Below are 23,814 nucleotides of genomic sequence, written 5' to 3'. Positions count from 1 at the left end.
CCAAGCAGGTGGTTGAAAAGATTCTTTCATATAGCGTCGTTTTTGAACCCGCCGAGGAAGGCGGATACACCGTCACGGTGCCGGCGCTACCAGGCTGCGTCACGGAAGGCGATTCCTTGGATGAGGCGCGCGAGATGGCGCAAGATGCCATTCGCTGCTATTTGGGTAGTCTCGCGAAAGACGGAGAATCCGCACCAGTGGAATGAAAAAATTCGTTTTTGCCTTTCTTGTGGCGATTGCCGCTCCAGGCTTCAATCCACCGATCGCCCACGCCGGCGCGCGCCTTTCGATCGACGGCGGCGAGGCGGTGACGCTTGCCGACGTGCACGCGCTTGACGGCACGACGTACGTTTCGGTGCCGGAGTTATTGAACGCGCTGGAACTGTCGTTTGACTGGCAGGCCCGCAACGAGAAACTCACCGCCCGCCTTGCCGACGCCTTTCTTGTCGTCGCGCCGGGGACGCCGTTCGTGCTCGCCGGAACGCGCACGTATCGCATGCAAACGCCGCCGCGCTACATCAACGGGACGCTCTTCGCGCCGACGGAACTAATCGAGCGCGCATTGCCGGAGCTTTTGGGCAAGCCGCTGACGCTCGCGTCGATCCGCCCGACGCCGGTGCCGGATCTTGCCGCGAATCTTTTTCAGGCGCGCAACATCCGGCGCGTTGTCGTCGATGCCGGTCATGGCGGGCACGACACCGGCGCGCGCTCGCCGACGGGGATCAACGAAAAGGACATCAACCTCGCGATCGCGAAAAAGGTGCGCGATCGCCTCGTCGAGGATTTTGAAATCGATGTCGTCATGACGCGCGAAACGGACGTTTTCATCCCCCTCGGCGAACGGACCGCGATCGGCAACCGCGCCGGCGCCGAACTGTTCCTGTGCATCCACGCCAATGGATCGACCAACCGCGCCGCGACGGGGCTCGAGACGTATTTCCTCGCGTTCGAGGCAACGGATCGTCAGGCCGCGCGCATCGCCGCGGAGGAAAACCGCGTCGCGTCGCTCGATCCCACGTCACCGTTTGCCGCGCTGGCCGAGGGCGACGATCTGAAACGCATCCTCATCGACCTCGTATCGGCCGAAAACATGAAGGCTTCGGAAAAGCTCGCGGCCGCGGTGCAGCGGCGCATGGTGCAGACGCTGCGTCTACCGAATCGCGGCGTGAAACAGGCGCCGTTTTTCGTTCTGGTGGGGTCGAAGATTCCCGCGATTCTTGTCGAGGTCGGTTTCGTCAGCAATCCGTACGAGGCCGCGGCACTCGCCAATCCCGCCGTGCAGGACGAGATCGCCAACGCGCTCTTCCACGCGATCGTTTATTACGACGAGACTTTGTCGAACTAGGCGCGGGTCCCCGCGGGGGGCGGGTTTGACGCGCTCGCGCCGCGAGCGTCCTCGATGGCGCGCGCGATGGAGACTTCGCCGACCGCGCCGAAGCCCGCCGCCTCGAATCGGCGCATGAGTTCGATCGACTCGCGTGCGCCAAGTTCGCCGTCGCCGTCGATCGATTCCTCCTCGCCCTCGGGGGTGTAAACCGCGGCGATCACATCGTGCACGCGCACGTCGGCCAGATCGCGCGCGGGCAGATACGAGCCCGCCGGATGCTCGACCGGCGCGATGATCTTCGCGGCGACGAACTTGTCGAGCGTGTCGTGCAGAACCTCGACCGCCACCGGTACGTCTTCCTGGATTTCGTCAATGGACGCCGGACCGTCACCGCGTTTGAACCGCGCCGCGATGAAAAGGTAGGTTCGCAGGGCGTAATAGATCCGCTCGCGCAGCGAGCAATCCTTTTGTTCTCGCCGCCGCATCAGCGCATTGAAATTCTGATGCACGTAGGTCACTTCCGTCGCGAACAGCACGATGATCCAGGTGAGGTAGAGCCAAATCAGGAAGATCGGAATCAGGGCGAGCGATCCGTAGATGACGGAATAGTTCACCGCGCCGGTGGCCCAGTTGGCGAAAAATCCCTTGGCGATCTCCCAGAGCGCCGCGCCCGTCACGCCGCCGACGAGCGCGCTCCTGAAACGCACCTTCACGGAAGGAACGACGATCATGAACATCGCGAACGCGAAAACGGAAAGCAGGAGCGGCGCGAGAGAGGCGAACGTCACGCCGAAAAACCCGATCTGACCGGCCACGTCCAGGTGCAGCGACGCGCGGATCTTGCCGGTCATGTAAAATCCGGCGCCGATAAAGGCGGTTCCCCACACGAGCACCGCCGTAAAGACGATGAATCGTTGCACGAGGCTGCGCGTGTCCGTCACGTGCCAGAGCGCGTTGATCGTTTTTTCGATGTTCTGAAACAGCATGATCGTCGTGACAAGGAGACCGATCGTGCCGAACAGCGTCAGCGTCGTCGTGTTCGACATGAAGCTGTTCATGTACTCCATGATCTGGTCGCTTTGCGCGGGCATGAAATAGCTGAACAGCGTCGCCTGGAGGTTTTCGCGAATGTCCTGAAACGCGGCAAACGCGGTGAACATCGAAAACACGATGGTCAAAAGAGGAACGAGCGCCAGCAACGTCGTGTACGCAAGGCCCGACGCGCGGATGACGACGTTGTCCTTGTTGAATTCGCGGCCGACCTCGACAAGCCCCTGCCCGATCAACACCACGCGCCGACGAACGGGCGACGCCGCGTCAAGATCGATGTCGTAGAGCCGGTCGGAGATCGACACGTTTTCCTCCTCGCGTTTTATTCGCCGCGCGGCGCGCGCGTCGCCGGCCGGAAGCCCTGGTCGACCATCTTGCGCCGCCGCCCCGAGGCCTCGCGCCACATCGGGGCAAGATCATCATCCGCCAGGCGCTTGCGCAATTCCGACAGCGCGGCCTCGAGTTCGTCCAGCGCCTTGGAGATCGGCGCGCGGTTCAGGCGCAATATTCCTTCCCACTGCGAGTAGTCCGAGGCCGCCACGCGCGTGATCTCGCGAAACGCCGGGCCGGCGATTTTCAGCGCGTTTTCGCGATCCGGGCCCGCGCGCTCGACAACCGCCATCAGTGTGGTCGCGACAAGTTGCGGCAAATGGCTCACAAGCGCGACCAGTCGATCGTGATCGGGCGGATCGAGCGTCATGGGCTTCGCGCCGAATTTTTCGACGAGCGCCATGAGATCGAGCAGGCTTTCGGGGTTCACACCCGCAAGCGGGCATAATAGCCAGGGCCGCCCGCGAAAAAGGAGCGGATCCGCGCGACGCACGCCCTGCCCCTCGGCGCCCGCCATCGGATGGCCGCCGATGAAGATCTTCGGCCCGAGCGCGCGCCCGCCGGCCTCGCAAATCGCGGATTTCACGCCCGCCACGTCCGTGACGATCGCGCGATCCTTCACGCGGCCGGAAAGCGCGCCGACGACTTCCGCGACGTGCTCCGCCGGCACGGCGACGAAGACAAGGTCGGCGTCGCCGGCCCTTTCGGGCAAATGCTCGACGGCATCCACCTCGTCGGCGACGTGGGCGTTTTGCAGAAGCGAGAGTCGGGCGGGAAGATCGAAACCGAGGATGCGGGTGTTCGGCGCCGCTTGGCGCAGCGCGAGCGCGACGGAACCGCCGACAAGCCCGAGCCCCGCGATGGCGACGGTGTTAAACGCCATCGTCCCTTTCCGGCGTCACGCGCCGGCCGAGCGTCGTCGCGATGATGCGGCAACGGCGCATCAGCGTGCGGAACTGATCCGGATACAGGGATTGCGGGCCGTCGGAGAGCGCGTTGTCCGGATCGTTGTGCACCTCGACCATCAGGCCATCGGCGCCCACCGCGACGGACGCGCGCGCGAGCGGTGCGACGTAATCGCGGATACCGGTGCCGTGGCTGGGGTCCGCGACGATCGGCAGGTGCGAGAGCCGCTTGACGACGGGAATCGACGAGAGGTCGAGGATGTTGCGCGTCTGCGAGTCGAACGAGCGGATGCCGCGCTCGCACAGCACGACGCCGGCGTTGCCGCCGGCCATAAGATACTCCGCGGACATCAGCCATTCCTCGATCGTCGCGGAGAGGCCGCGCTTGAGAAGCACCGGAACGCGCGCCTTGCCGAGTTCGGTGAGCAGCGAAAAATTCTGCATGTTCCGCGCACCGACCTGAAGCATGTCCACGTATTCGAGAAGAAGCGGAATCTGCTCCGCGGCCATCACCTCGCTAACCACTTTCAGGCCGTGCCGGTCCGCGGACTGGCGCATGAAACGCAGTCCGTCCTCGCCGAGGCCCTGGAAGGAATACGGCGAGCTGCGCGGCTTGAAGGCACCGCCTCGCAGGATGCGCGCGCCGGCCGCGGCAACCGCGCGGGCGATCGTCTCGATCTGCTCCTCGGACTCCACCGAGCACGGGCCGGCCATGACGACGACCTCTTCGCCGCCGATCGGCACGCCGCCGACATCGACGATGGTGTTATCCTTCTGAAACGTGCGGCTCGTCAGTTTATAGGGCGAGGAGATACGGACGACGTCCGCGACCCCGTCCATGACAAGAAAGTCCTCGCGCGAAAGGCTTCCGCCCTGCCCGACGATACCGAGAACGGTCTGCTCGACGCCGTCGGATCGGTGCACGTCGAGCCCGAGCCTGTGGACCTTCTCCGTAATCGCCTCGATTTGCTCTTCGGTGGCGAAGCGATCCATCACGATGACCATGGACGTCACTCCCATATTTTTCCCGTCGCGCGCGCTTGATCGCGCCGCGCTGATAGATCGTAGCAGACACGCGCGGGCGGACAAGCGTCGGCGGCAGGGACGGCCCCGGTCGCGCGAAAGATATGGGAGTCAAACGCTCCGGATCAAGCTTGTTCGCCCAATGGGTTGATTCGCAGCGTTCATTTCGTTGGCGATTCGCCCGTTCTTCGTGCTACGCTGACGTCCGATAAAAGAATCGAAAGGACATCCTCATGATCCCGAACCGAACAACGGAATGTCGGCGAAGCGCGCTCGTATGCATCGCGGTCCTCATCGCGACGGCCGTCATGGCGTTCGCGCCCGTATCCTTTGCCGAGGGCGAATCGGAGCTCCGGGAATTGCTTACGACGAGCCGGGGAACCGATCCGTCAAAACTGATGCCGATCTTCGACCTGGACGCCATCGCGTACTACGGTTTGAAAACCTCGGCGATGACGCCGCTTGAGCGGAAGTTCTACATGAAATCCGACGAGTATCAGCAAAAGCTCAGGGAGCTGAAGGCGGTTCGCGACGAAGCGAAGGACGCGACCTATTATTTCGAACTCGACGTCCCGAACTACGACATCGGTCAGCAGGGCTTCGTTTTCGTCGTGCGCGAGAACATCAACCGCGCGCAGATGCTCGTCGGCGCGCCGCACACGGTCAACGGCATCCTGTTCGATTCGATCCCGTTCTACACGCGGCCTTACACGCAAATCGACGCCCAGGAGCCGGGCGTCGTTCAAGAGTACATCGTCATCCCGGCAAGCGAGGAGGACGGACTGTCCATCGAGCGGAACCGCGAAAATGTTCGGCTCTATGTTTTCTTCAAGGTTGTGGATCTCAAGTCCGTCCAATACAAGTCGTTTGTCATCAAGGGTAACGAACGATTCTGGAAGACGGTGGAGACGAATATTCTCGTGGGCTCGCAGCCGCGGCTGATCCTCGGGGATCGCGAGACCGGGAAAATTTTCTTCGACAAGAAATATTGACACGCGCTCGATGAACGCGCGTTGACCCCGTGATCGACGCGTGACGCCGGCCTTGAACGACGCGATCAGGGCTCGGTTCGAACGAGACGAAATCCCTGAAAACGATCCTGCGCCCCTGGACCGATGCCACCGCGATACGCGGAACGTACGGCCGCGGCATCCGCGCCGAAATGACCTCCGCGGCTGACCCTGTCGTTTGCGGGCCATCCGCCTTCCGGATCGATCACCGAACCGGGGTAGTCGCCGAACCAGTCCCACGTCCATTCAAAGACGTTGCCACTCGTGTCGAACAGCCCCCAGGCGTTAGGCGTGTTGCTCGCGACGGGGTGCGTCGTGTCGTTCCCGTTCGCGCAATACCAGGCGATATCCGTCAGGGGGAACGGCGTCTCGCATAGAAGGTGCGTTCCGTCGCTGTCCGTGCCGTCGTGATAGGCCGAAAGGGCGCCCGCCCGCGCCGCGTACTCCCACTCGGCCTCCGTCGGCAGGCGATAGCCTTCGCAATCGTAGACCGACGTCACTGCGTGCAGAGTGACCTGCGCGTCAGCGATGCCACGCTGAACCTGGTTGCGGCAACTTGCGGCGTTTGAGCCGACGAGCGAACCATCCGCGCACGCGATTTCGCCGATGAGAAAACACGGATCGTAACCGGCCTGCTCCGAAAGCTCGTTCGCGTAAGACAGGGCATCGAACCAGCTCACGTTTTCGACCGGACAATCGCCCCCGCATTCCGGATATTCGTCGTACGGCCATTCGGGACCGAACTTGCTCGGATTCCAGGTCATCAGCGCCGCGTATTCGTCCTGCGTCGTTTCGTGAACGGCGATCTCGAATCCCCGCGTCAGCGTCACGGTGTGTTGCGTCTCGTTGTCGTATCGTCCCGCTTCGGAAACGGGGCTTCCCATGGTGAACGAACCGGAGGGGATTGATGTAAATACCGGCGTAGCGTCGTCGTCCGCATCGTCATCCGTCGCGTCGTCGTCATCGCCCGCATTGTCATCGTCATCGCCCGAATCGTCGTCGCCTGCGTCGTCGTCCGCGTCATCGCCGGAGGAATCGTCGTCGTCATCGCCGCATCCGCAACCGCAGCCCAGCGAGCAAGCAAACAAGGCTACGCATAGCGCCAACATCGACAGCCGATTAACACGCATGGGCTCCTCCGGGGAGCGTAACGCTCGCACATAATATAAAAGGCTTACATCGAATACTGTTAGCGCCGCGCGTTCGGAAAATCCAGCCGTCACACACGTATCAACCGCCAAAAAAATCGGCATGCCGTCGCGACGTCGCCGATCTGATTTCTTACGTCTGCAAAATAAGGTCCTAAGAAATCTCGCGCATTTCATCGAGAAATCTTCGCAGAATTTCGTCAACCGACCGCAGCGGTGGATATTTCGCGAAATGTGCCGCAATCGCTTGTATCAAAGTTGATTGCAAACGAGCATCCTTCATGTTCGGATCTCGGTGAGCCCATTCGCGTCCGGGGTGGAGCGTGTCCCAAGGAGAACGTAAATTTGCGCGCGTATCCGGAGAGTCCCCGTGTTTACCAAAGCCGTAACATATTTCGATCTCTTTATTCCAAATGGGCTTAAAAAGATTGATCAAATACTCTTCCGCAGCCGATTGATAGCCAGTTTGCACCACTAGGGCGCGATATTCGAAATCGTTCAGATTGAGCGTCGTACTCACTTTCACAAGATTTTTACTATGTTCTTTAAGTCGCCTCGCAAGGCGATCACCCTGTTCAAGCGCTGTTTCACTGTTTGGTTTAGCAGGGTCTGCCTTTCCAATATAAATGGGATGTTCCATTCCTGAAATTCGTTTATACGCATGAAAATTACCGCGATAATAAAGAGCATAGACACCGGATCCGTAAAATCTCGCGATCGCCTCCATGGGTTTGCGTGGTTGAGCGATCAATGCGACTCCAATAATTCGTCCAGCAACCTCCGGATTCGATGGTTTGAATACGTACCCGGGGTGCTTAATGGGATCGAGATCGTCTAGAACAATGCGGATTTTTTCATAAGCTGCGGCAATCGTCCTGCGAGCTTTACGGGCGCGCGGCGCGGTTAGGCTCGTGGTTTCTTCCGCAGCGAGCCGTTCCGAAAGGTCCCGAAGCTGCGCAGCTATGTTTTCAATTTCGCGTGACATTTTAGGCGTCACTCTTCGCAGACTGTCTGAGACTTGAGGGTCTTTGCGACTGATGTTGCTATCGTTTCGCTTAACGCAACCGGAACGGCATTTCCAAGTTGCCTCATGGATTCTGTCCAAACGACTGGAAATTCGTACGTGTCCGGGAACGTCTGCAAACGTGCCGCCTCGCGAACCGTGAAATAGCGAACCGAACCATCCGCGCGAGCTAACATATTCTCACCGCCAGGTACACCATGATCGCCAGCTTTTAGCGTCTTTGCCGGCTCATCGAATGGGCTTCCGGTATGCCCTCTGTAAATACGCGCCCCGGGCACGAATGTATGATTTAGATAATCGTTACGAGAAGTTTTTTCGGGGTCTGGCAGATCGTGTATCGCGTCTCGGACGGTGCGCCATGGCTTCTTCCCAAATTCAAGCGCCGGATTGCGCGACAGCTTCTCAACACGAATTCGAATGCGATCGGTTAAGGTTGGACGAAATTTGCCCGGTATTCGATGATTCTCCCAATACTCGCCGCTAATCCATTGTGATCGAAAAAGCACCGCTTCGGAATGCGTGCCTTCGGGAAAACTCCATCGGATGCCCAAATCCGAGCGAAATCCGACAATAAAAACGCGCTCGCGACGTTGCGGTACCCCAAAGTCGGCGGCGTTCAGCAATCGGAATACGACATTGTACTCCGAGCGGCCACGACGCGAAGTTTGATGCTTTTCTAGGCGGTCACGGTGTTCCGACCAGCCCTCGGAAGCTCGCCTTTTGAAACTTGGATGCGTAAGCTGTAGAAGTATATATTCGAAATAACTTGCGAATGTTTGCCTTAAAAGTCCCTTGACATTTTCGAAGATGAACGCCCGTGGCCGAAGCTCTCGGATGGCTCTGACAGCCTCGGGGAACATGTCGCGCTTGTCCATAAAGCCGCGATGTTTTCCGCCAAGAGAGAATGGCTGGCATGGAGGGCCGCCGGAAACGACATAAATATTCCGCAATTTCGCATAGTCGATCTCACTTACGTCATGTTCCCTAAGAGGCCACCTTGATTTTTGACCGGAATAGTGTGCCCTATTCTGGCGAAATGTTTCGCATGCACTATGGTCGCGTTCGACAAGTAGCGCGTGGTTAAATCCGGCGTTTTTCATTCCAAGGGCGAGCCCGCCCGCCCCGGCGAACAGTTCGACGCTACGCATCGAGGAATCTCCGTAAATTTCGGCTCAGCTTCTCAATGTCCTTAATCTGACATTCCCAAATCGTCAATACCTTCCAACCGTTTCTTTGAAGAGCGCGTCTAATACGCCTGTCGCGTGCTTTGTTGGCTTCGAGCTTGGGCACCCAAAACTCACGTCGGGATTTCGGCAATCGCGCTAGAGCGCAACGAGCGTGGCGATGCCAAAAGCAACCGTTTACGAAAATAACTTTTCGTCGTCGTCTGAAAACCAGATCAGGACATCCAGGCAAATCGCGAGCATGGAGACGGTATCGATATCCAAGAGAGTGCGCAAGACTTCGGACGAGCATTTCCGGTTTCGTATCCTTGGCACGCACACGCGCCATGCGTTCCGAGCGCTCTTTCAATGACAGCGTGTCCAATCGCGAAATCCTCTCGCAATATCTCCGGTACTTAAACTTGCAAAATTCCGGTTCTTCGCGGATTCCCGTACGTGAAGAGCGAAAAAGTCGGACAAGGCTTACCTTTCGGGTTGCAGAAACTCGAACCGAAAGGGGTGGGCGATGTCCGACGATTTCTTGTACCACGGTCTTGGGGTGTGGGGCTATCGGGTAAGTGGGCTTCGATTTCACGGGGGTCGCTGCGTCATGGAGATGGAGGCGACGACGATTCGTCTTGGATGTTCGTTGTGCGGGTCTCGGGCGGTGATCCGTCGCGGGAATGTGCCGCGGGAATTTCTGGCGCCTCCGATCGGGAGGCAGGTGATCGTTCTGCGTTACGCGGTACCTCGGTTGGAATGCCGGGCGTGTGGCGCGGTTCGGCAGGTCCGTCTGTCTTTCGCGGATGAGCATCGCCGCTTCACGCGGAGCTTCGAGCGCTTCGTGCTGGAGCTCTCCCGGCACATGACGATCCAGTCGGTCGCCCGTCACCTTTCCATCGGATGGCACGTGGTGAAGGACATCCAGAAGCGCTACCTGCGGCGGCGATTCCGGCGCATTCCGCTGCGGAAGCTCAAGCGGATCGCGATCGACGAGATCGCCGAGCGGAAGGGACGCAAGTACCTGACGGTGGTGCTCGACCTGGATACGGGAGCGGTGGTGTTTGTCGGGGACGGGAAAGGCGCCGATGCGCTTGCGCCCTTCTGGGCCAGGCTCAAACGCGCCGGCGCGCGGATCAAGGCGGTCGCGACGGACCTGGCCCCGGCGTATTGGGCTTCGGCCATGACGCACCTTCCCGGCGCAGCCATCGTCTTTGACCGCTTTCACGTCGTGAAGCTGTTCAACGAGAAACTCTCGGAGCTTCGGCGGAAACTCGCGCGGGAAGCCGACGCGATGGGCCGGCAAATGCTCAAAGGGGTGCGTTGGCTCCTGATGAAAAACCCCGAGAATCTGAACCCGACGCGGCAGGAAGCCCGCCGCCTGGAAGACGCGCTGAAATTCAATGAGCCGCTGGCCCGGGCGTACTACCTGAAAGAGCAACTGCGACTGTTCTGGGAGCAACAGGACAAAAAGGCCGCCGCCCGCTTCCTCGACCAGTGGGTGCGATGGGCCGACGGCTCCGACGTGAAAACCCTCAAAGACATGGCCCGCACCCTGGCCTACCATCGCTTCGGCCTCCTCGCCTGGTACGACCACCCCATCTCCACCGCCGCCCTCGAAGGGACCAACAACAAAATCAAAACGCTCAAACGACAAGCCTACGGATTCCGCGACCGCGAGTTTTTCAAGCTGAAAATCCTCGCCCTCCACGAGTCACGCTACGAGATGGTCGGATGATGACGTACGGGAATCCGCGATGAACCCAATTTCCGGCGTGAATTTCCCGATGAAAACAAAACGGCGGGGCCTTGCGGCGCCGCCGTCTGCGTTCGCGTCTGGTCGAATGACTAGAGCGTAAGGTTCTCGAACAGGCCCGCGGCGCCCATGCCGCCGCCGATGCACATCGAGACGACGCCCCACTTTTTCTTGTTGTCGCGAAGCCAGTAAACGACCTGCGTCGAGAGCTTGGCGCCGGTGCAACCGAGCGGATGCCCAAGCGCGATCGCGCCGCCGTTCGGATTGACCTTGTCCGGATCGATGCCGACGTGTTTCACGCTGTACACGGCCTGCGAGGCGAACGCCTCGTTGATCTCGAAAACGTCGATGTCATCGAGTTTGATGCCAAACTGCTTGCCGTAGCGTTCGATGAGCTTGGGGATCGCGAACGCGGGCCCCTCGCCCATGTACTCCGGATCGAGTCCCGCGACGACAAATCCGCGCAGCGCGGCCAGCGGCGAAAGGTTCAGCGCCGCCGCCTTCTTGCCCTCGACAAGCAGCAGCGCCGCGGCGCCGTCGGACATCTGCGACGAGTTACCCGCCGTGACCGTACCGAATCCCTGGTCCGCGAGCGCCGGGTTGACGAACGCGGGCTTGAGCGACGAAAGCCCCTCGAGCGTGGATTCGCGCGGTCCTTCGTCGACGTCGAACGTGAATTCCTTCACGCCGCCAAGGCCGTCGTACTTGAAGGTCTTAAGCGGAACGATCTGCTCCTTGAACGCACCTGACGCGTTGGCCTTGAGCGCATTTTCGTTGGAGCGCAGGGCGAACCGGTCCTGCTCCTCACGCGTGATGCCGCGCTTGGCCGCCACGTTTTCGGCCGTCTGTCCCATGCTGATGTATGCGGCGGGATAGTTTTCGGCGAGCCACGGATTCGGCACGATCTTGTTGCCGCCCATCGGCACCATCGACATCGACTCCGTACCGCCGGCGAGGCTCACGTCGCATGAGCCCGACTGAATCGCATTGGTCGCGCCCCACACCGCCTGCAACCCGGACGCGCAGAACCGGTTGACCGTCACCGCGGAAACCGTGTGCGGCAAGCCCGCGCGCAGCACCGCGATGCGGGCGACGTTCATGCCCTGCTCGCCTTCCGGCATGGCGCAGCCGATGTGCGCGTCCTCGACGATTTCCGGATCGACGCCGGCCCGCTTGATCGCCTCGCTCATGACCACCGCGCCCATGTCGTCCGGCCGCGTATCCACGAGCGATCCGCGCTTGGCGCGCCCCACGGCCGTCCGGCAGGCGGAAACAATCAGCGCTTCTCTCATGATTTTTTCTCCTTACGCGACGCATCCGCCGCGGATGGTGATTCCTAGTTACGCAGCGGCTTTCCGTTCATCAGCATGTGCTGCATGCGCGCCTGCGTCTTTTCTTCGCCGATCAAGCTCATGAACGCCTCGCGCTCCATGTCGAGCAACTCCTGCTCCGAGATTGTCTGACCCTCGGCGCGCTTTCCGCCCGCGACGATGTGCGCGACCTTGCCCGCGATCTTCACGTCGTGGTCGGACACCCAGCCCGCGCGTTTCATGCCGTCCACCGCGATGAGGAACGCGGCCTTGGCGGACTCGCCCGCGACGACGATGTCCGTGCGCGGCTGGCCTTTCTGGTAGCCCGCGGCGAGCAACGACTTCGCGATGGTTTTCGCTTCGTGGATCAGCAGGTCGCGGCTCGGGATAAACACGTCGGAGGGCCGCGCGAGACCGATATCGACGGCTTCCTTGAAGCCGACCGAGACCTTTGCCATGGCGATCGCCTCGAACGCCTTTTGCGCGTACGGCAGAAGCGGCACGGGGTTGCCCGGCAGATTCTCGGTGGCGCGCAACGTCATTTCTTTCGTGCCGCCGCCGGCGGGGATGAGGCCCACGCCGACTTCGATGAGGCCCATGTATGTCTCCGCGTGACCCGCGATGCGGTCGGCCATGAGGCAAAGCTCCGCGCCGCCGCCGAGCGTCTTGCCGGTGGGCGCGACGACGACCGGGCGCGGCGAATACTTCAGGCGCATCGTCGCGTCCTGGAACCGCTTGAGCCCTTCCTCGACTTGGCCGTATTCGCCGTTGTTGACCGCGACAAGCGCGATGAAAAGATTGGCGCCGACGCAAAAGTCCGTCGCGTCGTTGGCGACGACGAGCCCCTCGAATCGACCCTCGTCGAGCAGGTCGGCGCAACGCTCCATCATGGCGATGATGTCCGGGTCGATCGAGTTCATTTTCGTGTGGAACTCGAGGCAAGCGATGCCGTCGCCGATGTCGCGAATCGTCGCGCCGTCGTTCTTTTCGAAGACGGATTCTTTCGGCAGATCCTTGAGGATGATGACCTGCGGATCCTTCGCGATTTCCACGTAGCGGTGTTCCAGCAGGTCGTAGGCGAAGTCCTTGCCGCCCTCGGTTTTGTAGAAGACGGTGTTGCCCTTGGCGAGCATCTCCGTGATCTTCGCCGGAACGTTGTAACCCTCGGCCTTCATGCGCGCGACCGATTCCGCAAGCCCGATCGCGTCCCACGTGCGGAACGGCCCGGCCTGCCAGTTGAAGCCCCACTGCATCGCGTTATCGACCTCGACGATCGAATCGGCGATCTCCGGGATGCGATTGGCCGCGTAGATCAGGCCGCGAAAAGCCACGGCACGCGCGAATTCGGCCGCCTTGTCGTCGCCGAACACGACGCGCTTGACGCGATCGGGCAGCTTTTTCACCTCCATCGCCGAGGCGACGGACGCAAGCTCCACCTGTTGCACCGGTTCGTATTCGAGCGTTTGCGGGTTGACGACCAGCTTTTCCTTACCCTTGCGCCCGTAAAAGCCCGAGCCGGTCTTGTCGCCGAGCTTGCCCTGCTCGATGAGCTTGCCGACGAACGCCGGCATCCGGAAAACCTCGCGCTCCTCATCGCCCGCGCAATTGTTGTAAACCGTGGCCGCGACGTGATTCATTGTGTCCAGGCCGACGAGGTCGGAGGTTCGGAAGGCGGCGGAACGGGGGCGGCCAAGCGGCTCGCCGACGATCGCGTCGACCTCCTCGATACGCAGGCCGCGCTCGACCATTTCGTTCATCGTGACGCAGATCGCGTGCATCCCGATGCGGTTGGCGATGAAATTCGGCGTGTCCTTGCACCAGACGACGCCTTTTCCGAGCTCGTTCGCGCAGAAGTCCGCCGCGAATTTGACCACCTCCGGATCCGATTTCGGATGCGGAATGATTTCGAGCAGCTTCATGAAGCGGACGGGGTTGAAAAAGTGCGTTCCGAGGAAATGCCTCTTCATGTCGTCCGAGCAATCCTCGACCATCTTCTCGACGGAGATGCCGGAGGTGTTCGTCGTGACGATCGCATCCTTGCGGCGATGTTTATCGACAAGGGCGAGGATTTCCTTCTTGGGTGCGAGGTCCTCGACGATCGCCTCGATGATCCAGTCGCACTCGGCGATACGGCTGATGTGGTCCTCGAAGTTGCCGATCTCGATCCGCGCGAGGTCGTTTTTCGAGAATAGTTTTGGCGGGCGCGCCTTTTTCATGCCCTCGACGCTCGCCGCCGCGATCCGATTGCGTTCGGCGGGCGTCTTGGCGGGCGTTTCACCGGCCTTTGAGGGCGTGATGTCGAGCATCAGGACGGGATAACCGCAACCGGCGAGATGGGCGGCGATACCCGAGCCCATGACGCCCGATCCCAACACGGCGACCTTTCCGATCGTGCGACCCATGCGCTCACTCCTTCCATGACGATGCCGGCGATGTGTCCGCGCGAAAAAGTCGCGGCTCGCGGCGGCTTTGAGTTGATGGAGAACCTGCGAGGAAATCTCACCCCGACCGTGGCCCGCGGCGATCGCCGCGGCAAGGGCTCACGCATGACCCACGTCATGAATGAGCCTTCATTCAATAGCATGCCCCCCGCCCGGCGACAAGCCATTTTGACGCACTGCAACATGATTCGCCGGGCGGCCAGGATTGCCGTCAGCGCACAAACGATTCCGCGACATCGGCCGGGCCGGTGCCTCGGTCGCGCTACCCCAGCGCCGCGACAACGCGCTCGGCCAGATCTCGCGCCCTTTTCTCGATTTCGCCAGCATTTTTCGCGTGTTCCAACAGCTTGACGCGATACACCGGGTGCTCCACGACCTCCGGATACATCGAGAGCTCGCGCAGGAATTCCCGATCCGCGCCGGACACCAGGTCGCCCGCGCCGGCGGCGTCAGCCAGCCGATCGAGGCGCGGCTCCGCAATCGGGTACGAGTTCCGGCGCTCCAGATACAGCCCACGCAGCGCCTTATAGAGCGCCTGGTGGCACAAGAACGGCGCGTAAAACGCGCGATTCGCGTCGATGAGCGCGCGCGCCGCGTCGAGGTCGTCGCGGCAGGCTTCCACGTATTTGACCACGACATCCATCATGGCGGCGTCCCTCTTTTCCAGGCGGGATGGCGGGCGAGTACGGACATCATCTCGTCGTGCAAATGGCCGTTCGTGGCCAGGAGGTGTGGCGGCGGGTCCGCCGGAGGCTCCCCTCCGAAATCCGTCACGCGCCCGCCGGCCTCGCGAACGATGAGGATGCCCGCGTCGACATCCCACGTTCCCAGGCGAAGCTCCCAGAAGCCGTCGAACCGCCCGGCGGCAAGCCAGCACAGGTCGATCGCGGCGCTGCCGCATCGGCGCAGGCCCTGCACCTCAAGCGCCATCTCGCGGAAGTGATCGAGATTGTTTTGCGGGTTCGTGCGCCTGTCATACGCGAACCCCGTCGCGACGACACTTTCGATCAGACGCCCTGTCGCGCTCGCGCGGATCGGCTCGCCGTTTAAGTACGCGCCGCCGCCCTTGGTCGCCGTGAAGGTCTCGCCAAACGGCGGCACGTGGACGACGCCCAGCACCACCTCGCCGCCGTTTCGAAGCGCGATCGAAACGCACCAGATCGGGATGCCGTGCGCGAAGTTGTTCGTGCCATCGAGCGGATCGACGACCCACTGCCACTCGCCGGTGCGCTCGCCGCCCTCTTCTTCCGCGAAAAACGAGCTACCGGGAACAAGCGCGAGCAGGCGGTCCCGCAACAGCCGCTCGCAGGCGATGTCGGCCTCGGTGACGAGGTTGATCTCGCCCTTGTGCTCGATGCGGCTGATTCCCGCGCGCGAGGCGAGAAACGCGCCCGCTTCTTTCGCGATGGCGACGACGCGCGGGATCAGCAACGCGGGGGTGATGGGGGTTGTCACATCCATCCCTCGATGACGCCGACCATTTGTTCAAAAAAGCGCCGCGAAACCGGCCGGCGCTTCCAGTCGTGATAGCTGACCTCCACGGAACGCGCGAGGTCGCGAAGGAACAGCTCCTCGAGTTCGCCCGCGACCTTTTCGTCGAGAAAGACCAGATTGATCTCGAGATTGTAATTGAATGTCCGGTTGTCGAAGTTCGCCGAACCGATCGTCGAAAACAGCCCGTCGGCCACGACGGATTTCGCGTGCATGTTCGTACCGGTGTACTCGTAGATATGCAGACCGGTCTCCAGAAGGCGGCCGTAGTTTTTCTGTGCGAGAAGCCAGTTCGCGTACATATCCGATTCCGTGCCGGTGGTGATAAGCCGCACGTCGACGCCGCGTTCGACCGTTTCGCGAAGCGCCCGCATGAAGTCGGGGTCGGGGCTGAAATAGGCGATATTCATCCAGCACCGCTCGCGCGCGGCGGCCAGCGCCAGCAAGAACATCTCGCGGATATTGGACCAGTTGTCCGCGCGCCATTCGCCGACGACCGCGGCCATCGCGTGCCCGGCCGGCTCAAGGCGTGGATACAAACCTGGATCGTCCAGGAGCTCCCCCGTCTGCATGCGCCAGGTCTCCGCGAAAAGGCGCTGCATCTGGGCGACGACGGGGCCCTCGACGCGCACATGCGTCTCTCGCCATTCTCCGCGCTTTTCGGCATTGCCCGCCCAACGCTCGTCGATGCCGACGCCGCCGGCAAACCCGATGCGCCCGTCCACGACAAGATTCTTGCGGTGCGAACGCAGGTTGCTTTCGAGGGGATGAAACCAGTTGAAGGGATTGAATACCACGATCTCGACGCCGGCCGCGCGCATGCGCTCCTTGGTGGCCGGGCTCAGATCGTCGCCGAACGGATCGGTGATGACGCGCACGCGCACGCCGGCCCTGGCACGCTCGATGAGCGCGTCGATGAAGCGGCGTCCGATTGCGTCTTCCTTGATGATGTACGACTCCAGGTGAACGGTTTGCGTCGCCCCGCGGATCGCCTCGAGCATCGCGTCGAAAATTTCGTCGCCGTTGACGAGAATGCGCACATCATTGCCGCCGGTCATCGGCCCGTCGGCAAGCGCGGCCATGATCGTTGGAAAGGCCGGATCCTTCACCGCGACGCTCGTGCGGTAGTAGCCCCATTGAACGGACGCACAGGCGCTTGCGGCGAGAATCAGCGCAAGCGCGGTCGCCCGGGCGATCAACGCGTCACGACCCCAGGCGGCAGTTCGACCTTTCGGTAGCCGTTCGGGACTTCAAACAGCACCGGATCGAGCTTCTGCTCGTGGTAGCCGCGCAGCGTCTTGGTCGATGTGATCCGGCGCGCGCCGTCGTCCGTCACGCTGACCTGCTGCACGGGATATCCGCCCGCCGCGCGCAGGCCGTCGAGGATCTTTTGCGCCGATGGCGGCAATTCGCCGCCCATCGAGATGCGAAAGACGCGCTCCAGCGTCGCGACGCCGCCCGCCGCTTTTTCGGAAACGCACCGGCGCTCCTGCTTTGTGATGCCGGGTCCGACGACCTGCGTCACCTGAAGTTCAAGCTCCTTACAGTCGAATTTACCTAGTTTCAAATCGCGCCCGGTCGCGCGAAAAATCGCCGACGCCGGCCTGTCGTCCAGGCCCACGAACCCCTGCATCTCCGTTTCGGCCTGCTTGCGCGCGACGTGCATCGGCAACTCGACATAGGTTTTCGACGGCTCATGGAAGCGATAGATCAATTTCTTGTCGGCGCGGTAGATCACGACGTCGCGGCCGAAGCTCTCCACGCGCATCTTGTCGCCGGAAATCCAGGTCTCGATCGTGCCGCTCAACGTCGGCTGCGCGTCGGTCGTCGTCGTCTCGAGCGACTCCTCGATGTGGATGTCGTCCGCGGCGAAGGCGGAAAACGCGAGTACAACAACCAGGAAGGCGGCGAAAGACACGGTGCGTTGCATGGGGCGAATCCGGGAGCGGGTTGCGCGCAAAACGTAGGCAAAAACGCGCGCGGTGTAAATCAAGCGCGCGAAAGACGCCCGAGAAAACGCGGCGCCGCTAACCGATGATCATCGTCTCGCGCCGCGTTTCGCCCTCTTCAAACCGCGAAAGCCGCCACGCCCAAAAGATTTCGTCGTCCGTGCCGCGAAGGATGCGCGCGGCGACAATCTCGCCGACCGCCGGCGCCATCATGAATCCGTGCCCGACGAATCCGTGGCACTGCCAGAAATTTTCGTACGGCGCGGCGTGGCCGACGATCGGGTTGGCGTCCGGCGTCACGTCGTAGAAACCGCCCCACTGGCGCAAGACCTTCACGCCGGAAAGGCGCGGGATGAGTTCCACGAGGCGCCGGCTGATTGTGCGGATGAATTTCCACGTCGGGTCGTAATCGTTCGCGGGGCCCTTGTCGACGCCAAGGCACGCGTAGATTTCGCCGCGCATCGTCTGGGAAATCCAAACGCCACTGTCCATCGGCACGACATTCGGATCGAGGAACGGGCGCAGCGGTTCGGTGACGATCGCCTCGTGTTTTTCGGCGTAGTTCGGAAGTCTAACGCCGGCCATCGATGCGATCGCCGGCGACCACGCCCCCGCCGCGTTGATGACGATGTCAGCGTCGATATCGCCCGCGTTCGTGCGCACGCGGGTGACGCGGTTGCCCGCCGTGTCGAGTCCCGTCACCTCCACGTGCGTTCGCACCTCGCCGCCGTGCTGGCGCACGCCTTCCGCAAGCGCCCAAACGACAGAAAACGGAAACAGCACGCCGTCTTCCGCGTTGAACGATCCGCCGGCGACGCCGTCGAGATTCAGGAACGGCCAGCGGCGGCCGATCTCGTGCACATCGAGAACGCGCGTTTTCGCGCCGTACTCATGCTCGACAAGCACGTTTGTCTCGAGGCTCGCTAGCTGCGCCGGCGACTTCGCAAGAAACAGGTAGCCGCCCTGGCGAAACCAGACGTTGTGCCCCGTCTCGATCGGCAAGGCCTTGAACAGTTCGACCGCGCGCCGCGTGATGCGCACGTTCAAACCGCTCGACCACTGCTGGCGCACGCCGCCTCCGCAACGGCCCGTCGCCCCGGCGTTCAGATGTTCGCGATCCAGGACGACGACGTTTTTCGCGCCGCCGCGTGTGAGGTGATACGCGATCGCAAGTCCGATGACGCCGCCGCCGATGATGACGACGCGCGCGTTCATTGTGAATCCCCGTCGTCGCCCGCGCCGGTCGCCGCGAATTCGCCTATCGTCGCGGCGGCAAACGGCGGGCGGCTCACGAAAGGCGCGGTGCCGTCAAGCGGCGCACCGAGTTCGTCCTCGAGCACGCGCGCGATCGCGGACATGCAATGCCGCGCCTGACACGGCCCGGTGCCCGCGGCGAGATAACGCTTCAGGCTCTCCAGATCGCGCCGTCCCGCGCGCACCGCGGCGCGGATTTCCTCTTCGGTCACGTCTTCGCAGCGGCAGACAAAGACCTTGGCCATCATTCGTCGATCTCCACGTGGCCGGCGCGCGTCGCGAGATATTCGATGGCCGAGCGCGCGGCCCTCTCCCCCGATTCGCCTAACGCGGCGACATTCGCGCCGTCGATTCCGGCAAGTTCGCCCGCGACGAACATTCCCGGCGATCCGGTTTGCCCTGCTTCGTCGGAAACGATCGCGAAATGCCCAGCCCGGGCATCAAACTCCACCGCCACCCCAGCCTGCGCGGCCAACTCGTACGCGGGCACCGGCGGCTGGTCGATGACGATCGCATCCGCGTCGATACTCGTCTCGCGGCCGTCAGTCGAACGCACAAGCAGTCCAGTTACGCGCCCAAACCCGGTCGCGCGCGCGATGCGATAGCCGCGATAAACGACGGCGTGATAATCGCTGTCTTGCTCGAATTCGATAGGGGCACCCCTGTCTTCAACGATGAGCGCTTCGAGCGTCGCACCGGAAGCCGAAAGCGCGCGCGCGAAAGCGACCGAACGCGCATCGCGAACGACGATCGCCGGCCGGCGTCCCGGCAATATCGCGTAGCCATAGAACAGGCGCCGCGCTCCGCGCATGGCGATGATGCCGGGCCGATCGTTGTTCCCGATCAACGCCGGCTCATCGTTCGCACCGTTGGCGAAAATCACGGCGGACGCCTCGATCGAAAGCAGTCCCTGGGCGTCTCGCGCCACAATGTTGCCTTCCTTGTAGCGCCCGAAGACGCGCGTCGCGAGCCGCACGCTCGCCGCACTTTCGCGGATACGTAAGAGCGCGTCGGCAAGATACGACGCCGCCTCGGCACGATCGTCGTCGAGCAACCGCCCACCGGGCCGATCGTTTTCGTCAACGAGGATCACGCGTCGCCCCGCGCTTGCGGCTTGCGTCGCCGCCGCGAGGCCCGACGCGCCCGCGCCGACGACCAGGACATCGCACGCGACGCGCCGCGCCGGGGACGCGGGTTCGCGAGGCACATCCGGCAACGCGATACCGTCAGGCGTGCGTCGCACGATCTCGCGAAGCACGCGGTTGGCGGCTGGATTCGTCGCGAACAGGTGGTGGTGATCGATGAAACGCGGAAACATCAGATCCGCTCCGCGCTTGGGGTCGATCGATGCGCCGTCGCCGTGAGCCGCCAAGCCCGCGCGGCACGCTGTCAGGCACGCCGGTTCCGCCGCGCGCCCGTCGATCGTCAGATAGCAGCCGGCGCACGAGCCCGAGAAGCAGAACGATCCCCGCGGCCGGTGATATTTGAGGCTCCGCGAAAGGCGCAGCACCCCGTTGGCGTGAAGCGCCGCCGCGACGGATTCGTTCGCCCAGGCGGGATACGCGCGCCCGTTGAAGGTGATCGTCACCGGCTCGCCCCGCGCCGCCGCGTTTATCGGCGTCGGGCTCGCGTCAAGCGGTCGCATACGTCCCGTCAGATCTTTTCGGAAACGGATTTGGCTTGCGTCAGAAGCAGGAGATAGTCGCGCCCGCCGGCCTTGGAGTCCGTGCCGCTCATATTGAATCCGCCGAACGGATGCACGTCCACGAGCGCGCCGGTGCACTTGCGGTTGAAGTAGAGATTGCCCACGTGAAAGTGATCGCGCGCGTAATTCAGATGTTTCCGATCGGCCGAATAAACCGCACCCGTCAGGCCGTATTCCGTCGCATTCGCAAGCGCGACGAGATCCTCGAACGCCGTTGCGTCCGTCTTGATGATCGAGAGTACCGGCGCGAAGATTTCTTCCTGATCGAGCGTCGATCCCGGCGCGACGTTTTCGAAAACGGTCGGCGCGATGTAATAGCCGCCGTCGTTGTCGATGGCCTCGCCGCCGGCGAGCAGCTTCGCCTCGCGTTTTCCGATGTCGATGTAGTGCATCGTCTTGGCATGGGCATTTCGGTTGATGACCGGCCCCATCTGCGTATCGACGCGGCGCGGATCGCCGACGCGCAAGGCCGATGCGCGCTCGGCCACCGCATCGCGCACGCGATCGTACACCGCGGGGTGGATGATCGCCCGGCTGCACGCGGAGCACTTTTGCCCCGCGTACCCGAACGCGGACGCCACAATTCCCGCCGCGGCGCTATCCACATCGGCCGACTCGTCCACCACGATGCCGTTCTTGCCGCCCATCTCCGCAATGACGCGCTTGATCCACACCTGGCCGGCGGCGGTGCGCCCCGCTTTTTCGACGATGCCAAGACCGACCTCGCGCGAACCTGTGAAGGCGATGAACCGCGTCCGCGCGTTCGTGACAAGCTCTTCGCCGGCGGTGCGCCCTTCGCCCGGCAGGTAGTTGACGACACCCGGCGGCATGCCCGACGCCACGAGAGCGTCGAAAAACAGCCGGCCGATGAAGGGCGCGTCGCTCGACGGTTTGAGGACGACCGTGTTGCCGGCGACGATCGCGGCGGCCGTCATCCCAAGCGCGATCGCCATCGGGAAATTCCACGGCGGAATCACGACGCCGGCGCCGAGCGGAATGTAGAAGAGCTCGGGCCGCTCGCCCGGATACGGTGTCAACGCATGTGTTCTGCCTTGGAGCGCAAGCGCCTGGCGCCCGTAGAATTCCAGAAAATCGATCGCCTCCGCGGTGTCCGCGTCGGCCTCGCCCCAGGGCTTTCCGACCTCAACGACCATCGCGGCGGAATAGAGATGCTTGTTTTTACGTATGAGCGCGGCCGCATCAAAAAGAACCTGCGCCCGGATTTCGACGGGCGTCGCGGCCCATGCGGAAAATGCGTCCCAGGCCGCGTCGAGCGCTGCACGCGCCTCGGCGGCTTCGGCAACAGGAAAGCGGCCGACGATTTCGGCGGGACGCGACGGATTGACGCTTTCGATCCGCCGCCGCGCCTTGACCTCGCGCCCGGCGATGACAAGCCCCTGCTCGTCGCCAAGCGGCAGCGAATCGAGCGCGTCGCGAAACGCCCTCTGGTTTTCGGCGTCCGTGAAGTCGGTGTAGGTCTCGTTTCGAAATTCGGAGGGCATGCGTTCCTCCCTGGCGCGGCGTGACCGGAAAACGTTAGCACCCGAATTTCGCCGCTTCAAGAAACGCGCGATCGGCGGTCAATAGAAAAGGTAGATCGTCCGGTCGCTCGTTTGATGTAGAACAAACACGACGTGAATGGCCGTAAGGCCCAGAAGGTGCGCCGCGTACGCAAACCCGCGACCCTCGCGCATTTCGACCGCCTCGATCGAGCGCGCGGCCAGATATCCGAGCGGGATCGCGATCGAGAGAATGTAGCGCGGATTCGGCAACGTCGCCGCGAGAATGACCACGTACACCGCCGCGAGCACGACAAGCCGCCGTCCGAGCGCGCCGTCGCGATCGCGCCACGCCGCCATGCCGCCGTGAATCCAGACCGGCAGATTCCAGATGCCGATCATGAACGGCAATAGCGGGACGATCATTTGTTTCAGATAAAACGCTCCGCCGGGCGGAACGACGGCGATAAGCACGAACGAAAGAATGCGCTCGACCTGCGGCATCAGCGTGCCGCTCGCCGCCGCGACGAGAATCCACGGCAGCGCGACGATCGCCGGCGTCGCAAGCGCGACCCAGGTGCGCGGGTCGCGAAGCCGCGAGCGCTCTTCGCCAAGGAGGACGAGCTGTGCGAAAAACAGCACGGGCAAAAGCACGCCGTTGTATCGCGAAAGCATCGCGAGGCCGACGATAAAGCCGCAGACGATGGCGTCGCGATAGGTTCGGCTTTCGAGAAAGCGCTCCCACGCGATGACGGCGAGCGTGAAAAAAAGAAAAAACGGCGCGTCGAGGATCGCGGCCGTGCCGGCGAATAGCGTCATCGGAATCGATAGCGCGCCCGCGACGGCAAGAAAACCCGCGCGCCCACCGGCGCGATGCGTGATCCACTGATATCCGACACCGAGCGCCAGAAGCGAGCAAACAACGGCAAGGACGCGGCCCAGGCCGACGCTTGCGCCGAAGACGGCGTAATACGACGCGTAGATCACCGGCAGCACCGGTGGATGATGCGGGCCAAGCCAGTCGTTGATCGTCGCGTAGGAGGCGAAGTAATTCGCGAACCCCTTTTCGATCAGGAAGTTCGCGGCGGCGACGTTGCTTGACTCGTCGTTCCAGAAAATCATCGTCACCGCCACCGCCGTGAGGGCGGCGGCAACGGTGGCAAACCCGGCCATCCGCGCAAGCCGGGAAGGCGCGATCCGCGTGACGAGTTCGCCACCGCGGCCGGAACGGTCAACGGCAAAGAGAATCGCCATTGTCCAGGCGATCACCGCGCCAAGCGCGATGGCGAGCGCGCGCCATTCCGGCGCGTCCATGCCCCCGAGGCCCGACCACAAGACAAGTCCGGTGAGGTGCGCGCAAGCAAAACCGCTCGAGGCGACGACGAGGAATCGGGCCGGATGCGGGGAGCCGAGGATGCGCCCCATACGC

General features: G+C 62.5%; 22 protein-coding genes. 4 read left to right on the top strand and 18 right to left on the bottom strand.

Annotated features, from left to right (window positions below; translation table 11 throughout):
• Positions 1 to 20: 20 nt before the first annotated feature.
• Positions 21 to 206, top strand: a complete 186-nt coding sequence (locus K8I61_12865; protein ID MBZ0272923.1) for a type II toxin-antitoxin system HicB family antitoxin — start codon at positions 21 to 23, stop codon at positions 204 to 206.
• Entirely contained in the window at positions 203 to 1,345 is a 1,143-nt protein-coding gene (locus K8I61_12860; GenBank protein ID MBZ0272922.1) for an N-acetylmuramoyl-L-alanine amidase, read from the top strand. The genes K8I61_12865 and K8I61_12860 overlap by 4 nt, the downstream gene beginning before the upstream one ends.
• Here K8I61_12860 and K8I61_12855 read toward each other — a convergent pair.
• The 3 genes from K8I61_12855 to aroF are packed head-to-tail and all read right to left on the bottom strand — an operon-like array spanning position 1,342 to position 4,617.
• Positions 1,342 to 2,682 (bottom strand): YihY family inner membrane protein, encoded by a 1,341-nt coding sequence (locus K8I61_12855; protein ID MBZ0272921.1) that lies wholly within the window; start codon positions 2,680 to 2,682, stop codon positions 1,342 to 1,344. The two genes, K8I61_12860 and K8I61_12855, sit on opposite strands and share 4 nt — an antisense overlap.
• Before the next feature lie 17 nt (positions 2,683 to 2,699).
• Positions 2,700 to 3,590, bottom strand: coding sequence for a prephenate dehydrogenase/arogenate dehydrogenase family protein (locus tag K8I61_12850; protein MBZ0272920.1), 891 nt, complete (start codon positions 3,588 to 3,590; stop codon positions 2,700 to 2,702).
• Positions 3,580 to 4,617, bottom strand: a complete 1,038-nt coding sequence (aroF, locus tag K8I61_12845) for a 3-deoxy-7-phosphoheptulonate synthase (protein MBZ0272919.1) — start codon at positions 4,615 to 4,617, stop codon at positions 3,580 to 3,582. Before aroF ends, K8I61_12850 begins: the two co-directional genes overlap by 11 nt.
• A gap of 251 nt (positions 4,618 to 4,868) precedes the next feature.
• Between aroF and K8I61_12840 the strand changes: the two genes are divergently transcribed.
• On the top strand, positions 4,869 to 5,627 hold the full coding sequence (locus K8I61_12840; protein ID MBZ0272918.1) for a hypothetical protein: 759 nt from the start codon (positions 4,869 to 4,871) through the stop codon (positions 5,625 to 5,627).
• A 65-nt stretch (positions 5,628 to 5,692) separates the two neighbouring features.
• On the opposite strand, the gene K8I61_12835 is transcribed toward K8I61_12840, so the two are convergent.
• From K8I61_12835 to K8I61_12820, 4 genes are all read right to left on the bottom strand, one after another.
• Complete coding sequence (locus tag K8I61_12835) at positions 5,693 to 6,775, bottom strand: formylglycine-generating enzyme family protein (GenBank protein ID MBZ0272917.1); 1,083 nt, start codon at positions 6,773 to 6,775, stop codon at positions 5,693 to 5,695.
• A 172-nt stretch (positions 6,776 to 6,947) separates the two neighbouring features.
• The gene (locus K8I61_12830; protein MBZ0272916.1) at positions 6,948 to 7,778 is read right to left on the bottom strand and encodes an Eco29kI family restriction endonuclease; all 831 of its coding nucleotides are present in this window, start codon (positions 7,776 to 7,778) and stop codon (positions 6,948 to 6,950) included.
• An 8-nt stretch (positions 7,779 to 7,786) separates the two neighbouring features.
• Positions 7,787 to 8,965 (bottom strand): DNA cytosine methyltransferase, encoded by a 1,179-nt coding sequence (locus K8I61_12825; GenBank protein ID MBZ0272915.1) that lies wholly within the window; start codon positions 8,963 to 8,965, stop codon positions 7,787 to 7,789.
• Complete coding sequence (locus K8I61_12820) at positions 8,958 to 9,365, bottom strand: very short patch repair endonuclease (protein MBZ0272914.1); 408 nt, start codon at positions 9,363 to 9,365, stop codon at positions 8,958 to 8,960. Before K8I61_12820 ends, K8I61_12825 begins: the two co-directional genes overlap by 8 nt.
• Before the next feature lie 141 nt (positions 9,366 to 9,506).
• On the opposite strand from K8I61_12820, the gene K8I61_12815 reads away from it, so the two are divergent.
• A complete protein-coding gene (locus tag K8I61_12815) occupies positions 9,507 to 10,718 on the top strand; it encodes an ISL3 family transposase (protein ID MBZ0272913.1) in 1,212 nt (403 codons plus the stop codon).
• Positions 10,719 to 10,828: 110 nt separating this feature from the next.
• Here the strand turns inward: K8I61_12815 and K8I61_12810 are convergent, their stop codons facing one another.
• The 11 genes from K8I61_12810 to K8I61_12760 form a co-directional block, all read right to left on the bottom strand.
• On the bottom strand, positions 10,829 to 12,028 hold the full coding sequence (locus tag K8I61_12810; GenBank protein MBZ0272912.1) for a thiolase family protein: 1,200 nt from the start codon (positions 12,026 to 12,028) through the stop codon (positions 10,829 to 10,831).
• A gap of 44 nt (positions 12,029 to 12,072) precedes the next feature.
• The gene (locus tag K8I61_12805) at positions 12,073 to 14,448 is read right to left on the bottom strand and encodes a 3-hydroxyacyl-CoA dehydrogenase/enoyl-CoA hydratase family protein (GenBank protein ID MBZ0272911.1); all 2,376 of its coding nucleotides are present in this window, start codon (positions 14,446 to 14,448) and stop codon (positions 12,073 to 12,075) included.
• Between the two features lie 301 nt (positions 14,449 to 14,749).
• Complete coding sequence (locus K8I61_12800; GenBank protein ID MBZ0272910.1) at positions 14,750 to 15,133, bottom strand: HEPN domain-containing protein; 384 nt, start codon at positions 15,131 to 15,133, stop codon at positions 14,750 to 14,752.
• Positions 15,130 to 15,942 carry an inositol monophosphatase gene (locus K8I61_12795; GenBank protein MBZ0272909.1) on the bottom strand — a complete coding sequence of 271 codons (813 nt, stop codon included), beginning with the start codon at positions 15,940 to 15,942 and terminating at the stop codon, positions 15,130 to 15,132. Before K8I61_12795 ends, K8I61_12800 begins: the two co-directional genes overlap by 4 nt.
• Positions 15,939 to 17,177, bottom strand: coding sequence for a cardiolipin synthase B (locus K8I61_12790; GenBank protein ID MBZ0272908.1), 1,239 nt, complete (start codon positions 17,175 to 17,177; stop codon positions 15,939 to 15,941). Before K8I61_12790 ends, K8I61_12795 begins: the two co-directional genes overlap by 4 nt.
• On the bottom strand, positions 17,174 to 17,908 hold the full coding sequence (locus K8I61_12785; protein MBZ0272907.1) for a hypothetical protein: 735 nt from the start codon (positions 17,906 to 17,908) through the stop codon (positions 17,174 to 17,176). Before K8I61_12785 ends, K8I61_12790 begins: the two co-directional genes overlap by 4 nt.
• Before the next feature lie 97 nt (positions 17,909 to 18,005).
• On the bottom strand, positions 18,006 to 19,142 hold the full coding sequence (locus tag K8I61_12780) for an FAD-binding oxidoreductase (GenBank protein MBZ0272906.1): 1,137 nt from the start codon (positions 19,140 to 19,142) through the stop codon (positions 18,006 to 18,008).
• Positions 19,139 to 19,429, bottom strand: a complete 291-nt coding sequence (locus K8I61_12775) for a (2Fe-2S)-binding protein (GenBank protein ID MBZ0272905.1) — start codon at positions 19,427 to 19,429, stop codon at positions 19,139 to 19,141. The genes K8I61_12780 and K8I61_12775 overlap by 4 nt, the downstream gene beginning before the upstream one ends.
• Positions 19,426 to 20,826: a (2Fe-2S)-binding protein gene (locus K8I61_12770; GenBank protein ID MBZ0272904.1), complete on the bottom strand. Its 1,401-nt coding sequence runs from the start codon at positions 20,824 to 20,826 to the stop codon at positions 19,426 to 19,428. Before K8I61_12770 ends, K8I61_12775 begins: the two co-directional genes overlap by 4 nt.
• An 8-nt stretch (positions 20,827 to 20,834) precedes the next feature.
• Positions 20,835 to 22,388 carry an L-glutamate gamma-semialdehyde dehydrogenase gene (locus tag K8I61_12765; GenBank protein ID MBZ0272903.1) on the bottom strand — a complete coding sequence of 518 codons (1,554 nt, stop codon included), beginning with the start codon at positions 22,386 to 22,388 and terminating at the stop codon, positions 20,835 to 20,837.
• A gap of 78 nt (positions 22,389 to 22,466) precedes the next feature.
• Positions 22,467 to 23,810 carry a glycosyltransferase family 39 protein gene (locus K8I61_12760; protein MBZ0272902.1) on the bottom strand — a complete coding sequence of 448 codons (1,344 nt, stop codon included), beginning with the start codon at positions 23,808 to 23,810 and terminating at the stop codon, positions 22,467 to 22,469.
• Between the last annotated feature and the right edge of the window lie 4 nt (positions 23,811 to 23,814).

Source organism: bacterium, from assembly GCA_019912885.1.
Lineage (GTDB): Bacteria > Lernaellota > Lernaellaia > JACKCT01 > JACKCT01 > JAIOHV01.
The sequence above is the reverse complement of the archived record's forward strand: the minus strand, read 5'-3'. Positions and strand labels throughout refer to the sequence as shown.

Bases quoted from the DNA above. Each gene is read 5' to 3' on its own strand.
- K8I61_12840 (MBZ0272918.1), top strand. From the start codon at position 4,869: ATGATCCCGAACCGAACAACGGAATGTCGGCGAAGCGCGCTCGTATGC.
- K8I61_12785 (MBZ0272907.1), bottom strand. From the start codon at position 17,908: ATGCAACGCACCGTGTCTTTCGCCGCCTTCCTGGTTGTTGTACTCGCG.
- K8I61_12815 (MBZ0272913.1), top strand. From the start codon at position 9,507: ATGTCCGACGATTTCTTGTACCACGGTCTTGGGGTGTGGGGCTATCGG.
- K8I61_12825 (MBZ0272915.1), bottom strand. From the start codon at position 8,965: ATGCGTAGCGTCGAACTGTTCGCCGGGGCGGGCGGGCTCGCCCTTGGA.
- K8I61_12780 (MBZ0272906.1), bottom strand. From the start codon at position 19,142: ATGAACGCGCGCGTCGTCATCATCGGCGGCGGCGTCATCGGACTTGCG.
- K8I61_12860 (MBZ0272922.1), top strand. From the start codon at position 203: ATGAAAAAATTCGTTTTTGCCTTTCTTGTGGCGATTGCCGCTCCAGGC.
- K8I61_12800 (MBZ0272910.1), bottom strand. From the start codon at position 15,133: ATGATGGATGTCGTGGTCAAATACGTGGAAGCCTGCCGCGACGACCTC.
- K8I61_12760 (MBZ0272902.1), bottom strand. From the start codon at position 23,810: ATGGGGCGCATCCTCGGCTCCCCGCATCCGGCCCGATTCCTCGTCGTC.
- aroF (MBZ0272919.1), bottom strand. From the start codon at position 4,617: ATGGTCATCGTGATGGATCGCTTCGCCACCGAAGAGCAAATCGAGGCG.
- K8I61_12850 (MBZ0272920.1), bottom strand. From the start codon at position 3,590: ATGGCGTTTAACACCGTCGCCATCGCGGGGCTCGGGCTTGTCGGCGGT.
- K8I61_12835 (MBZ0272917.1), bottom strand. From the start codon at position 6,775: ATGCGTGTTAATCGGCTGTCGATGTTGGCGCTATGCGTAGCCTTGTTT.
- K8I61_12770 (MBZ0272904.1), bottom strand. From the start codon at position 20,826: ATGCGACCGCTTGACGCGAGCCCGACGCCGATAAACGCGGCGGCGCGG.
- K8I61_12765 (MBZ0272903.1), bottom strand. From the start codon at position 22,388: ATGCCCTCCGAATTTCGAAACGAGACCTACACCGACTTCACGGACGCC.
- K8I61_12775 (MBZ0272905.1), bottom strand. From the start codon at position 19,429: ATGATGGCCAAGGTCTTTGTCTGCCGCTGCGAAGACGTGACCGAAGAG.
- K8I61_12810 (MBZ0272912.1), bottom strand. From the start codon at position 12,028: ATGAGAGAAGCGCTGATTGTTTCCGCCTGCCGGACGGCCGTGGGGCGC.
- K8I61_12830 (MBZ0272916.1), bottom strand. From the start codon at position 7,778: ATGTCACGCGAAATTGAAAACATAGCTGCGCAGCTTCGGGACCTTTCG.
- K8I61_12805 (MBZ0272911.1), bottom strand. From the start codon at position 14,448: ATGGGTCGCACGATCGGAAAGGTCGCCGTGTTGGGATCGGGCGTCATG.